Source organism: Streptomyces sp. NPDC048349 (assembly GCF_040651925.1).
Classification (GTDB): Bacteria; Actinomycetota; Actinomycetes; order Streptomycetales; family Streptomycetaceae; genus Streptomyces.
Map to the genome: position 1 here is coordinate 13979 of NZ_JBEZLA010000043.1, position 14313 is coordinate 28291.

The following is a 14313-nucleotide window of genomic DNA, read 5'->3' on the forward strand; positions in this document are numbered from 1 at the left end:
GCCGTCCGCCGGCCGACCCGTGCGCGCAGTTTCAGATGGTCTACGCCGAGCGGTCGGACCGCGGCCGCCGGTAGCGGTGCGCGTGCCGGTCCCTCGCCGGGGGCCGCCCCCCGCACCCCCGCGCCTCAAGCGCCGGCGGGGCTGGTTGTGGCCGGGCCGGGCTTGCGGGCGCGGCGCCGTTGCGGGGGCTCTGCCCCCGGACCCCCGCGCCTCAAACGCCGGCGGGGCTGAAAAGGTCGGGGTTCCGCCCCGGATCACGGGTCTCGAGCGTCCGCGGGGTACGGTCCAGCCCCGCCGGCGTTTGAGGCGCGGGTCCGGGCGGAGCCCGGGGAACGGGGGAAGGGCGGGTAGGGGATCAGCCCCGCAGGGCCCAAGCCCACCGCGGCGGCGCGATCACCCGGCCGTGGCCGGACCCCGCCCGGCCCTCGGCGGACGGAGTCGGCGCAGCCCCGCGCAGCCCGGGAGGCCGGCCCGCGTCACGAGGGGATCACGTGGCGGCGGGCGCGCAGGGCCAGGCTGAGGGAGAGGACCGTTTCCGGGTCGTCCAGGTCCGTGCCCAGGAGTTCCGAGATGCGGGCCAGGCGGTTGTAGAGCGTCTGCCGGTTCAGATGGAGCTCGCGGGCCGTCTCCGCCTTACGGCCCGCATGGGCCAGGTACGTCTCCAGGGTGGGCAGCAGCGGCGGCCGCGAGGTCGTGTCGTGGGCGCGGAGCGGGCCGATCGCGCGGTCCACGAAGGCCGCCAGGTCGGGGTGTTCGCGCAGTCTCCACAGCAGCAGGTCGATGTCCAGCCGTCGGGCGTCGTACCACGGCCGGGCCGGCAGCCCGTGGGCCGCGGTCGCGGTCTCCGCCGCGTGCCGCAGGCCCGCCGAGGCCGCCGCCCACCCGCCCGCGACCCCGACGACCACGGCCGGCGGGGCCGACGCCCGGTCGAGGCCCGCGCGTTCCACGCCCGCCCGCAGCGCGGCCGCCACGCGGTCCGCGACCGCCGTGCGCTCCGACTCCGCGCGCAAGGAAACCAGCAGGGGTACCCGGCCCTCCACCGGGCGGACCCCCAGCAGCACCGGCACCCCGACCGACGACAGCTCCTCCAGGACGGCCCGGGCCAGGACGGCCCAGTTGCCCGACGGGCCCAGGTCCGTCGACAGCCGCATCACGATCGGCAGCAGCGGCCCCGCGCCCGGCCGGAAGCCCAGCACACGCGCCTGCGCGGGGGCGTCCTCGGCCGAGATGCGGCCCTCGGCGAGGTCCGTCAGGAAGTCGCCGCGGCCGCGCGCCGCCAGCTCCTCCTCCTGCCGCGCCTGCATGAGGACGACGGCCAGGACCCCGGCCGTACGCTCCGCCGCCATCCGGTGGACCGGCAGCAGCGGGGCCGCCACCCCCACCAGCACCACCCGGGCCCGGACCGACCCCGTGCCGGGGCCCCCGCCGGGCACGTCGATCACCACGGTGTTCGCCGACGGCTCGGCCTCGCGCTGGCCGCGCAGGCCCTCCCACACCTGGAGCGGGTCGGCGCCCGCGTCCGCGGCCGCGCTGCCGGCCGCGTACAGCAGCTGGCCGTCGGGGGTCTCCAGGAAGACCGGGTTGCCCGTGAAGTCGGCCAGGATCCGCAGCACCTGGGGGATGCCACCGCCGCCCAACAGGGCTTCCGTACACCGGCGGTGGACCTCCTCGGCCCGCTGGAGCAGCGCGTAGTGGTGGTTGACGATCTCGGTGTGGACTTCCTCCGTGACGGTGACGAAGGGGACCTCCCGGTGGAGCTGGACCAGGGGGAGACCCGCCGCGCGGGCGGTTTCCACGAGCGTCGCCGGAAGCCGGGTGAAGCGCGGGCCCAGCTCGACGACCAGCGCGGCGATCCCCCGGTCCGCGAGGCGGCGCACGAAGGCCCGCTGCTCGGCCGGGCGCGTGCCGAGGCCGAGGCCCGTGGTCAGCAGCAGTTCGCCGCCCTTGAGCAGGGAGGCGATATTGGGGACCTCGCCCGCGTGCACCCAGCGGACGGTCCGGCCCAGGCGGTCGGCGCAGGCCAGCACCTCCGGCAGTCCGCTGCGCAGCCCCGGCAGTTCCAGTGCCCGCTGAACCGTGATTCCGCCCTGATCGTCCATAGCGCCGGACGGTACCGGCCGTCTCGTTCCGATCACATCACCCACCGGTTACAACTGCCGTGCCGCCGCCCATCCGGCCCGACAACTCGTCGCTTCCGCAAGGAGATTATCGGACCACGTGCCGATTGTGGTGTGCGTCACCCGGGGAGAGAGTGGGCGCCCTCCACACGGAAGAGGACGCAATGAGCAGAGACATCACGGGCGGGTCGCCACAGACCCCCGCAACCCCGCAGGTCCAGCGGCTGAAGGCCAACTCCGTAGGGCTGGTCGGCGTGGTGTTCATGGCGGTGGCCACCGCCGCGCCGATCACCGCCATGACCGGCAACCTCCCCATCGCGGTCGGCTTCGGCAACGGCATCGGAGCTCCGGCCGGATACCTCTTCGCCACCCTCGTGCTCACGGTCTTCGCTGTCGGATACGTGGCCATGGCCAAGCGGATCACCGCCGCGGGCGCCTTCTACGGGTACATCTCGCACGGCCTCGGCCGCATCGCCGGCATGGCCTCCGGGATGCTCGCCGTCCTCGCCTACATCGTCTTCGAGGCCTCGATCGTGGGGGTGTTCTCCTACTTCGCGAAGACCACCGTCCACGATCAGCTCGGCGTGGACCTGCCGTGGGTGCTGTACGCGGCCGCCATGCTCGCCGTCACCGCCGCCCTGGCCCACTTCGACATCAACCTCACCGCCAAGGCCCTCGGCGTGATGCTGATCGCCGAGATCGCCGTGCTGTTCGCCGTCGCCACCGCCGTCCTGCTCGCCGGCGGCGGACCGGACGGCATCCCGCTCGAGCCCGTCAACCCGAAGAACGCCTTCACCGGCACCTCCGCCGGACTCGGCCTGTTCTTCGCCTTCTGGTCCTGGGTCGGCTTCGAGTCCACCGCCATGTACGGCGAGGAGTCCCGCGACCCCAAGCGGGTCATCCCCAAGGCCACCCTCGTCTCCGTCGTCGGCGTCGGCCTCTTCTACATCTACGTCTCCTGGATGACCATCGCGGGCAACGGCCTGGCCCGCTCCGTCGAGCTGTCCTCCTCCACCAGCCCCCTCGACCTGTTCTTCGCCCCCACCCAGGGCTTCATCGGCGCCTGGGCCGTCGACGCCTTCCAGTGGCTGCTGCTCACCGGGTCCTTCGCCTGCGGCATGGCCTTCCACCAGTGCGCCGCCCGCTACCTCTACGCCATCGGCCGCGAGGGCTTCCTCTCCCCGAAGCTCGGCCGCACCCACGCCAAGCACGGATCCCCGTACGTGGCCTCGGTGGTGCAGACCGCCATCGCCACCGCGCTCGTCGCCGGGTTCTGGCTCACCGGGCAGGACCCGTACCTGCACCTGTACACGCTGCTCGCGATCCTCGGCACCATGGCGATCCTGATCGTCCAGACGCTCTGCTCCTTCGCCGTCATCGGGTACTTCCGCAAGAACCACCCCGAGGACCGGCACTGGTTCACGACCCTGACCGCCCCGCTGCTCGGCGGGATCGGCATGACCGCCGTCGTCGTCCTGCTGGTCCTCAACATGGAGACCGCGGCGGGCAGCGCGGCCGGGTCCCTCTTCTTCACCCTCATCCCGTGGATCGTCGGCGGCGTCTTCCTCGGCGGACTCGGCCTCGGCTTCTGGCTCCGGGCGAAGGCCCCCGAGCGCTACGAGATCATCGGCCGGATCGTCCTGGAGGACGCCGCCGAGCGCCCCGACGCCCCGTCCCCGTCCACCGCCGCCGCCAACGTCTGAGGAGAGCCGCCATGGCCCGTACGCCCCTGATGCACGCCCTGCGCCGGCTCGCCGCCGAGCACGCCGCCGCCCGCAGTCTCGACCTGCCCGTCGCCGACGTCCGCGGCTCCACCCGCCGCGAACTCCTCGGCCGGGCCGCCGCCCTCGGCCTCGGCACCGCCCTCGCCTCCGCCGGGGTCGCCCACGCCGCCGGGCCCGCCCCCGACAAGAAGCCCGTCGGCCCCGCCCGCGTCGCCGTGGTCGGCGCGGGCATCTCCGGGCTGACCGCCGCCCTCACCCTCAAGGACGCGGGCGTCAACTGCACCCTCTACGAGGCCAACCCGAGCCGGGTCGGCGGCCGCATGTGGACCCAGCGCGGCCACTGGGCGTACGGCCAGACCTCCGAGATCGGCGGTGAGCTGATCGACACCAGCCACAAGAAGATCCTGGAGCTCTGCCGCCGCTTCGACCTGCCCGTCGAAGACTTCCTCGGCGGCGGACCCAACGGGGCCGAGGAAGTCCTCTGGTTCAACGGCGAGTACTACTCCCGCACCGAGGCGGACGAGGACTTCAAGGCCGTCTACCAGGCCCTGCGCCGCGACCTCCAGGAGGCCGGGGAGGTCACCTGGAACTCCTCCACCCCCGCCGGCACGGCCCTCGACAACATGACCCTGTACGAGTGGATCGAGACCCGGATCCCCGGCGGCCACGGCTCCCGGCTCGGCCGCTTCATCGACGTGGCCTACAACGTCGAGTACGGGGCCGACACCGACCGCCAGTCCGCCCTCGCCCTGGTCCTCCTGATGGGCTACCAGCCCAACCCGGGCAACTTCAACGTCTGGGGCCTGTCCAACGAGCGCTACCACATCACCGGAGGCAACGACCGGCTGCCGAACGCCATCGCCGCGGCCCTGCCCGCCGGTTCGCTCGTGATGGGCCGCGAGCTGGTCGCCGTACGGGCCAACGCCGACGGCACCCAGACCCTGACCTTCAACGACGCGGGCGCGACCCGGACCGTCGTCGCCGACCACACCGTCCTGTGCCTGCCGCTGCCGATCCTCCAGCGCATCGACACCTCGCAGGCCGGCTTCGACCCGCTGATGCGCAACCTCCTCCGTGACGCACGGATGGGCTACTGCACCAAGCTCAACATGCAGTTCACCGCCCGCCCCTGGCGCGGGACGGGAGCCTGGCCGGGCGTCTCGGCCGGCGACTGCTTCACGGACCTGGACGTCCAGCAGACCTGGGACACCACCAAGGTCCAGCCCGGCACGGGAGGGATCCTGCTCCAGTACGGCGGCGGCACGCTCGCCGGCGCGCTCACCCCCGCGACCCCCTTCGCCACCGAGGCCGACCCGTACGTCCGCGACCTCGCGGGCCGCGTGCTGACCGGCGTCGACTCCTTCTTCCCGGGCACCAAGGCGGTCTGGAACGGGCGGGCCCAGCTCTCGGCCTGGCACCGCAACCCCTACGCCCTGGGGGCCTACTCGTACTGGCCCACCGGCTACCTGCACCGCTACGCCCGCTACGAGGGCACCGCGCAGGGCAACATCCACATCGGCGGCGAGCACTGCAGCTACGACTTCCAGGGCTTCATGGAAGGCGGCGCCACCGAGGGCGAGCGCGCGGCGCGCGAGGTGATCGCCGCCCTCGCCTGAGCGTCAGGTCGGCAGGACGTTGTGGTTGAAGCGGAACACGTTGTCCGGGTCGTAGCGCCGCTTCAACGCGCCCAGCCGCCGCATGTTCTCGGTACCGAGGCCCGCGACCACCCGGTCGCGGCCCTCGTCCCCGATGAAGTTGAGGTAGACCGCGCCGGTGCTCCACGGCTGGACGTCGGCGCGGACGTCCTTGACCCACTGGCGGCACCGCTCGTCGTCGGCCGGGTCCTCCCAGATCCCGAACGGGTGCACCGCCCAGGCCGCGTCCCGGTACGGCACCGGGTAGTCGCCCCCGGCCGAGGCGATCGCCCCGCCCTGCGGCCAGACCACGTGCTGGGTGCCGGTGGGCACCGGCAGCGACTCGCCGCGGGCGCAGAACACGTTCACGAACGCGTCGGGCACCCCGGTGAGGTACTCCGCCGACCAGTAGTTCCGCATGCCCGGCGGATCATCGATCATGCACTGCAGGTCGGCGTACGGGATGGCCGTGACGATCTCCGCCTCGTGCGGGATCGCCAGCAGCGGCGCGGCGAGCCGGCGCATCTCCTCCTCGGGGCCCGCGTACGTCAGCAGCACGCCCGCCAGCAGCATGCCCACCAGGTGCGGGGGGACGAACTCCTCGGGCGGGCCGGTCATGTAGAGGGCGGCGCCCGAGGCCTCGGGCGGTCCGGCTTCGATGACGTCCCGGTACGTACGGACCACCTCGGGTCCGCGCTCCGGCAGGTACAGCAGGAACGCGATCGACATCGCCGGCAGCTCGTGCAGCCGCAGCGTCAGCGAGGTGGCGATGCCGAAGTTCCCGCCGCCGCCGTGCAGCCCCCAGAACAGCTCGGGATGGTCGTCCGCGGTCACCTGGAGCAGCTCGCCCTCGGCGGTGACGAGCTCCACGCCCAGCAGGTTGTCCACCGCCAGGCCGAACTTCCGGTCCAGCCAGCCGGAGCCCCCGCCCAGGACGAAGCCGCCGACGCCGGTCGTGGAGGCCCGGCCGCCGGTGGTCGCCAGGCCGTACGGTGCGCAGGCCCGGTCCAGGTGGCTCATCGTGGCCCCGCCCCCGATGTGGGCGGCCTTCGCACCCGGATGGACCGTGACCTCGTGCATCCGCCGCAGGTCCACCACCAGGCCGCCGTCGTTGAGGGACATCCCGGACACGCTGTGCCCGCCGCCGCGGACAGCGATCTTCAGGTCGAGGTCCCGGGCGAACCGTACGGCCGTGACCACGTCGGCCGGGCTCGCGCACTGCGCGATGACGGCGGGCCTGCGGTCGACCATCGCGTTGAAGACGGTCCGGGCCTCGTCGTAACCCGGATCGTCCGGAGCGAAGACCTCACCGGCCAGATCCTCGCGGAGCGCGGTGAGCGCCGTGGCCGCCTTCGACAGGGGCGCCATGGCCTCCCCCTTCCCAGAAAGGGCACAGGACCTTTCCAGCGTAGGCGCAGGCGATCACCGGGGCACGGCGGGAGATCCCTCCCGTGCCGTGCCCGGCCCTAGCCTCCGTAGGCCCCGCTCGCGGTCAGCCGCAGGGCCGTGTCGATCAGCGGGACGTGGCTGAAGGCCTGCGGGAAGTTCCCGACCTGCCGCTGGAGCCGCGGGTCCCACTCCTCCGCCAGCAGCCCGAGGTCGTTGCGCAGTGACAGCAGCTTCTCGAAGAGCCGGCGCGCCTCGTCCACCCGCCCGATCATCGCCAGGTCGTCGGCCATCCAGAACGAGCACGCGAGGAAAGCCCCCTCGTCGCCCTCCAGGCCGTCCACCCCCGCCTCCGCGCCCGCCGTCGGGTAGCGCAGGATGAACCCGTCGGACGTGGACAGTTCGCGCTGGATCGCCTCGATGGTGCCGATGACCCGCTTGTCGTCCGGCGGCAGGAAGCCCATCTGCGGGATCAGCAGCAGGGAGGCGTCCAGCTCCTTCGACCCGTAGGACTGGGTGAAGGTGTTGCGCTCCTTGTCGTAGCCCTTCTCGCACACGTCCTGGTGGATCTCGTCGCGCAGCTCCCGCCAGCGCTCCAGCGGGCCGTCCGCGTCCCCGCTCTCGATCAGCTTGATCGTGCGGTCCACGGCCACCCAGGCCATCACCTTCGAGTGCACGAAGTGGCGGCGCGGGCCGCGCACCTCCCAGATGCCCTCGTCGGGCTGGTCCCAGTGGGTCTCCAGGTAGCGGATCAGCTTGAGCTGGAGCAGCGAGGCGTAGTCGCTGCGGGCCAGGCCCGTCATGTGGCCCAGGTGCAGGGCCTCGGTGACCTCGCCGTACACGTCGAGCTGGAGCTGCCCGGCGGCGCCGTTGCCGACGCGGACCGGGCGGGAGCCCTCGTAGCCCGGCAGCCAGTCCAGCTCGGTCTCGCCGAGCTCCCGCTCGCCCGCGATCCCGTACATGATCTGGAGGTTCTCGGGGTCGCCGGCCACCGCGCGCAGCAGCCACTCGCGCCAGGCGCGGGCCTCCTCGCGGTAGCCGGTGCGCAGGAGCGAGGACAGGGTGATCGCGGCGTCGCGCAGCCACGTGTAGCGGTAGTCCCAGTTGCGGACCCCGCCGATCTCCTCGGGCAGGGAGGTGGTCGGCGCGGCGACGATCCCGCCGGTCGGGCCGTACGTCAGGGCCTTGAGGGTGATCAGGGAGCGGACCACCGCCTCCCGGTAGGGGCCGTGGTACGTGCACTGCTCGACCCACTCGCGCCAGAACTCGGCGGTGGAGTCCAGCGCCGCCTCGGCGTCGGGGGCCTCCGGCGCGCCGCGGTGCGAGGGCTGCCAGCTGATGCTGAAGGCCATCCGGTCGCCCGGCCCGACGGTGAAGTCGGAGTAGGTGGTCAGGTCCTTGCCGTACGTCTGCGCATCGGTGTCCAGCCACACGGAGTCGGGGCCGGCGACCGCGACCGTACGCCCGTCGATCTTGTGCACCCAGGGCACGACCCGCCCGTAGCTGAACCGCATGCGCAGCGCCGAGCTCATCTTGACGCGGCCGCTGACTCCCTCGACGATCCGGATCAGCTGCGGCGCGTGGCCCTCGCGGGGCGGCATGAAGTCGATCACGCGGACCGTCCCGCGCGGGGTCTCCCATTCCGACTCCAGCACCAGGGAGTCACCGCGGTAGCGGCGACGGGTGGCCGGCGGCGGCTCGGTGCCGGGCGCGAAGGCCGGCCCGATCCGCCAGAACCCGTGATCCTCGGTGCCGAGAATGCTCGCGAACACGGCATGGGAGTCGAAACGAGGCAGACACAACCAGTCCACTGCCCCGTCCCGGCAGACCAACGCGGCGGTCTGCATGTCCCCGATCAGTGCGTAATCCTCGATGCGCCCGGACACGTTGCATCTCCAGTCGAACGGCCACGTCCGCCCCGAAGGGCGCTTGCATTGCGCGGTTGCGCGGTCTCCTGTGGGTGGGGATCTCCGCGTTGAGCCCATGATTCCGTATGTCGGCTCGGTGCGGCCGTGTGACGGACTGCTCGGCGGCGATGTGTGCAATATCCGAGCAGGATATGACGGCACCCTAGTGATCCCCTTAAGCCGCGGAAGAATGCGACTGCGCCAAACGGGTGACCTGCCGGTACGCCCCCGCGGCGCCCCTCCCACGCACCGTACGCGACTCCCGCGCCGCGTGGCCGGAGGCAGACGGGCCCGGGCGCTGATAGGCTGGTACCCCGTGGACCGGTGGTCTACCTGTGCGAATCAGGAACCCCGAAACCGCAGCTTCGGCGCCCCCTGAGACCCTTCCGGATCGACGGTGGCCGGCGCCGGACGCACCTCACCTCGCGACCACGGGAGCCCCCTCTTGGCTATGCCGCCCGCTGCTTTTCGAAACAGCACAGCCATGACGACCAAGCACATCTTCGTCACCGGGGGTGTCGCTTCGTCCCTCGGCAAGGGCCTGACGGCCTCCAGCCTGGGTGCGCTGCTCAAGGCGCGCGGCCTGCGGGTCACCATGCAGAAGCTCGACCCGTACCTGAACGTCGACCCGGGCACGATGAACCCGTTCCAGCACGGCGAGGTGTTCGTCACCAACGACGGCGCCGAGACCGACCTGGACATCGGCCACTACGAGCGCTTCCTCGACGTCGACCTCGACGGCTCGGCCAACGTCACCACCGGCCAGGTCTACAACACGGTCATCGCCAAGGAGCGCCGCGGCGAGTACCTCGGTGACACCGTGCAGGTCATCCCGCACATCACCAACGAGATCAAGCACCGCATCCGGCGCATGGCGACCGAGGACGTCGACGTCGTCATCACCGAGGTCGGCGGCACGGTCGGCGACATCGAGTCGCTGCCCTTCCTGGAGACCGTCCGCCAGGTCCGCCACGAGGTCGGCCGCGACAACGTCTTCGTCGTGCACATCTCGCTGCTGCCCTACATCGGTCCCTCCGGCGAGCTGAAGACCAAGCCCACCCAGCACTCCGTCGCGGCCCTGCGCAACATCGGCATCCAGCCCGACGCGATCGTGCTGCGCGCCGACCGGGACGTCCCCACCTCCATCAAGCGCAAGATCTCGCTGATGTGCGACGTGGACGAGGCCGCCGTGGTCGCGGCGATCGACGCCAAGTCGATCTACGACATCCCGAAGGTGCTGCACACCGAGGGCCTGGACGCGTACGTCGTGCGCAAGCTCGACCTGCCCTTCCGCGACGTGGACTGGACGGTGTGGGAGGACCTGCTGGACCGGGTCCACAACCCCGACCACGAGGTCAAGGTCGCGCTCGTCGGCAAGTACATCGACCTGCCCGACGCCTACCTGTCGGTGACCGAGGCGCTGCGCGCCGGCGGTTTCGCCAACAAGGCCCGCGTCCAGATCAAGTGGGTCACCTCCGACGACTGCAAGACTCCGGCGGGCGCCGCCGCGGTCCTCGGCGACGTGGACGCGATCTGCGTGCCCGGCGGCTTCGGCGACCGCGGCGTCAACGGCAAGGTCGGCGCGATCACCTACGCCCGCGAGAACAAGGTCCCGCTGCTCGGCCTGTGCCTGGGTCTGCAGTGCGTGGTCATCGAGGCCGCGCGCAACCTCGCCGGCATCGAGGACGCCAACTCCACCGAGTTCGACGCCTCCACCCCGCACCCGGTCATCTCGACCATGGAGGAGCAGCTGGCCTTCGTCGAGGGCGCGGGCGACCTGGGCGGCACCATGCGGCTCGGCATGTACCCGGCGAAGCTCGCCGAGGGCTCCATCGTGCGCGAGGTCTACGGGGACCAGGCGTACGTCGACGAGCGCCACCGCCACCGCTACGAGGTCAACAACGCCTACCGCGGCGAGCTGGAGAAGAAGGCGGGCATCGTCTTCTCCGGCACCTCCCCGGACAACAAGCTCGTCGAGTACGTCGAGTACCCGCGCGAGGTCCACCCCTACCTGGTCGCCACCCAGGCGCACCCGGAGCTGCGGTCCCGCCCGACGCGGCCGCACCCGCTGTTCGCGGGTCTGGTCAAGGCGGCCGTGGAGCGGCAGCAGTCCGCGAAGTGATCGCCTGACGCCTGACGGCATACCGTAGACGGCCGGGGTACGGAGTTCCGTACCCCGGCTGTCGCGCGTTGTGGAGGGCTTCGGGGCATGAACATCAAGGACACGTCGGAATCCTGGGAGATGCTGTCGACGCAGCGGCCGTTCCAGGGCGCGAAGACGGCGGTGAACTCCGACGAGGTCCGGATGCCGGACGGGTCGACCGCACGCCGCGACTATCAGGTACACCCCGGTTCGGTGTGCGTGCTGGCGCTGGACACGGCGGGGCGGGTGCTGGTCCTCAGCCAGTACCGGCACCCCGTGCGGCGCCGGCTGTGGGAGCTGCCGGCGGGGCTGCTGGACGTGCCGGGGGAGAACCCGCTGCCGGCGGCGGAGCGGGAGCTGTACGAGGAGGCGCACGTCAAGGCCGAGGACTGGCGGGTGCTCGTCGACTTCTACGCCTCGCCGGGCGGGTCGGACGAGGCGATCCGGGTCTTCCTCGCGCGGGGCGTCAGCGACGCGGAGGGCGAGCGGTACGCCGAGGCCGGGTCGGAGGAGGCGGACATGGAAGTGGCCTGGGTTCCGCTGGCGGAGCTGGTCCGGGGCGTTCTGGCGGGCGAGCTGGGCAATCCGGGGCTGGTGGCGGGGGTCCTGGCGGTGTCCGCTGCGCTGGCGGGGGACGGCCTCGACGCGCTCCGCCCGGCCGACTCCCCGTGGCCGGCCCGCCCGTACGAGTCGTAACCGAGCCTCACCGACCCCCGGCACTCGGCCCCGCCCTCCGCGCCTCAAACGCCGGCGGGCTGGGTGTGCCTCCGGCGGCGCCTCAATCGCCGGCGGGCTGGGTGTGCCTCCGGCGGCGCCTCAATCGCCGGCGGGGCTGGTTTGCGGCTGGGCTCTGCCGTCGGGCGCGGCCCCGGACACGGCGCTCCGCGCCTGCGCCTCAATCGCCGGCGGGGCTGGTTTGCGGCTGGGCTTTGCCGTCGGGCGCGGCCCCGGACACGGCGCTTCGCGCCTGTGCCTCGATCGCCGGCGGGGCTGGTTTGCGGCTGGGCTCTGCGTTGGGTGCGGCCCCGGGCACGGCGCTTCGCGCCTGCGCCTCAATCGCCGGTGGGGCTGGTTTGCGGCTGGGCTCTGCGTTGGGTGCGGCCCCGGACACGGCGCTTCGCGCTCGGGCGACCTCCAGCCCCGCCGGCGTTTGAGGCGCGGGGTGTGGGGCGGAGCCCCGCGAGGGGTGCGGGCATCCGCGCCGTACGGCGAGGCCGGGCACAAGCCCCCGGCGGAGCCGCCCGGCGGAGCCGCGTGGCGAGCCGGGAGTGAAAAAGCGGACCATCCGCTGATCCGATCAGGGGATATGCCCGCCGCGCTCCACCCGGCCCGTCGCTCTGCGTGAACTACGCTCGCCATCCGAAGGCAGGGAGAGGAGCGGATCCGTGACGGATTTCGTCGGGCGGCGGCGTGAGCTCAAGGAGCTGCGCGAGGACATCGCACGGACCGGGCTCGACACCCTCTCGGGCCGCAAGGCCAAGGCACCCCGCGCCCGCGTGCTGCTGGTCGCCGGGCGCCCCGGCTCCGGCCGGACCGCGCTCGCCGAGGCGTTCGTGCGCGAGATCGCCGACCAGTACCCCGACGGGGTGCTCCGCACCCGCCTCACCGCACCCGGCGGGGAGACCCTGGCCACCGAGCGCGCCGTACGCGGCCTCCTCGAAGGGCTGGGGCAGGCCACCCCGCCAGGGGCGGGCGAGGACGAGCTCAGCTCGGCCCTGCGCACCGCGCTCGACGGGCGCCGCGTCGTCATCCTGGTCGACGACGCCGCCGATCCGCACCAGGTCGACGCCCTGCTGCCGGACACCCCGGAGTGCCTCGTCGTGGTGACTGCCGAGGGACCCCTCACCGGCATCCCCGACGTACGGCCCTGCACCCTCGGCGGGCTGGACACGCCCTCCGCCGTGGAGATGCTCGTCCAGCGCATCGGAGACACCCGCGCCGCCGCCGATCCCCGGGCCGCCGAAACCCTCGCGGAGGAGTGCGGCGGGCAGCCCGCCGCCCTGGCCCTGGTCGGGGGATGGCTGGCCGCCCACCCCAAGGCCGCCGTCGCCGACGTCGCCAAGCAGCTGCACGAGATGCCCGCCGGTGTCGGCGGCCCGCTGGCCCGCGGCTTCCGGCTCGTCTACGAGTCCCTGCCGCAGCCCGCCCAGCGGACCCTGCGGCTGCTGCCGCTGGCCCCCGCCGGGATCGTCGACTCGCACTCCGCCTCCGCCCTCGCCGGCTGCTCGGTGGCCGCGGCCCAGTCCACGCTGGACGACTTCGCCGCCCTGGGCCTGCTCCGCCACGCCCCCGGCGGCCTGTTCCTGCTGCCCGGCTGCCTCGCCCCCCTGCTCCAGTCCCTGCTCGAGGCGAAGGAGCGCCCCGCGGAGGTCCAGCTGGCCCGGGCCCGGATGCTGGAGCGCACCGTACGGCTGCTGCACTCCTGCCGGGCCATGGCCGAAGCGGACGCGGACGACGGGGTCGGCCTGCGGGAGAAGCTGGACGGGGTGCCGCGCACCCTGCGCTTCCCCGACCGGCGGGCCGCGGCCACCTGGCTGGACACCCGCCTGCCCGCGCTCTCGGCGGCCGCCACCCTCGCCGTGGCCGACGGGGAGCTGGACACCCTGGCCCGCCGGCTGATCGCCGCCCTCGTACGGGCCCTCGCGGAGCACCGCGGCACCGCCGAGGCCGCCCCCGAGCTGTACGGGCTGCACCGGCTGGTCCTGGACGTGGCCGAGCGGCGCAGCCTGCACCGGGAGCAGGCCGCCGCGCTGCTGAACCTGGCCGACCTGGACGCCGAGACCGGCCGCACCCGGGAGGCGCTCGAGCGCTACCGGGCCGCGCTGGACGCCGGACGCGCCGCGAACGACCCGTACGCGACCGGCCGCGCGATGGAATCCGTAGGGGGCGCCCACCAGGAGCTGGGCGACTGGCACCGGGCCTCCGACTGGTTCGGCCGGGCGCTCGCCCACGCCCTCGCGCGGGGGGAGCGCGCGGACGAGGCCCGGCTGTACGGGCGGCTCGGAAACGTCCACACGTACGCGGGCCGGTACGGGGACGCGCTGCGCAGCTGGCGGGCCGCCGCCGCGGGCTACCGGCGGCTGGCCGATGTGCCGGGCCAGGCAAAGGCGTTGAGCGAGATGGCGCGGGTCCAGGAGTACGCCGGCCGCCCCGAGGAATCGCTGCACACCTGCCGGGAGGCGGTGGAGCTGGCGCGCCGTGCGGGGGACCAGCGGCTGCAGGCCGCGCTCCAGGTGCGGCTGGCGGACACGCTCGACCGGCTGGGGGATCCCGCTGCCGCCAGGCTGCACCGGTCCGCGGCCGACAGACTGCTGGGAGACGACCCCGCAGCCTGCGAAATCCGTAGTGGATCCGACTAAGATTATTTGTTTGCAAGGCTAGACACGAGTTCATCCTTCATTA

General features: G+C 72.9%; 8 protein-coding genes. 5 read left to right on the plus strand and 3 right to left on the minus strand.

Annotation, left to right across the window (positions count from 1 at the left end; genetic code table 11):
* Nucleotides 1-476: 476 nt before the first annotated feature.
* Nucleotides 477-2099 (minus strand): PucR family transcriptional regulator, encoded by a 1623-nt coding sequence (locus AB0D44_RS22865; protein ID WP_362594014.1) that lies wholly within the window; start codon nucleotides 2097-2099, stop codon nucleotides 477-479.
* A 182-nt stretch (nucleotides 2100-2281) separates the two neighbouring features.
* Here AB0D44_RS22865 and AB0D44_RS22870 point away from each other — a divergent pair, with 182 nt between their 5' ends.
* Nucleotides 2282-3820: an APC family permease gene (locus AB0D44_RS22870; RefSeq protein WP_362594018.1), complete on the plus strand. Its 1539-nt coding sequence runs from the start codon at nucleotides 2282-2284 to the stop codon at nucleotides 3818-3820.
* 11 nt (nucleotides 3821-3831) lie between these two features.
* A complete protein-coding gene (locus AB0D44_RS22875) occupies nucleotides 3832-5457 on the plus strand; it encodes an NAD(P)/FAD-dependent oxidoreductase (protein WP_362594021.1) in 1626 nt (541 codons plus the stop codon).
* Nucleotides 5458-5460: 3 nt separating this feature from the next.
* Here AB0D44_RS22875 and AB0D44_RS22880 read toward each other — a convergent pair whose 3' ends face one another.
* A complete protein-coding gene (locus tag AB0D44_RS22880) occupies nucleotides 5461-6843 on the minus strand; it encodes an FAD-binding oxidoreductase (RefSeq protein ID WP_362594024.1) in 1383 nt (460 codons plus the stop codon).
* Nucleotides 6844-6941: 98 nt separating this feature from the next.
* On the minus strand, nucleotides 6942-8747 hold the full coding sequence (locus AB0D44_RS22885) for a glycoside hydrolase family 15 protein (protein WP_362594027.1): 1806 nt from the start codon (nucleotides 8745-8747) through the stop codon (nucleotides 6942-6944).
* A 472-nt stretch (nucleotides 8748-9219) separates the two neighbouring features.
* Between AB0D44_RS22885 and AB0D44_RS22890 the strand changes: the two genes are divergently transcribed.
* From AB0D44_RS22890 to AB0D44_RS22900, 3 genes are all read left to right on the plus strand, one after another.
* A complete protein-coding gene (locus AB0D44_RS22890) occupies nucleotides 9220-10890 on the plus strand; it encodes a CTP synthase (protein ID WP_362594132.1) in 1671 nt (556 codons plus the stop codon).
* 87 nt (nucleotides 10891-10977) lie between these two features.
* Nucleotides 10978-11607, plus strand: a complete 630-nt coding sequence (locus AB0D44_RS22895) for an NUDIX hydrolase (RefSeq protein WP_362594030.1) — start codon at nucleotides 10978-10980, stop codon at nucleotides 11605-11607.
* 689 nt (nucleotides 11608-12296) lie between these two features.
* A complete protein-coding gene (locus tag AB0D44_RS22900) occupies nucleotides 12297-14270 on the plus strand; it encodes a tetratricopeptide repeat protein (RefSeq protein ID WP_362594032.1) in 1974 nt (657 codons plus the stop codon).
* The last annotated feature ends 43 nt before the right edge of the window (nucleotides 14271-14313 follow it).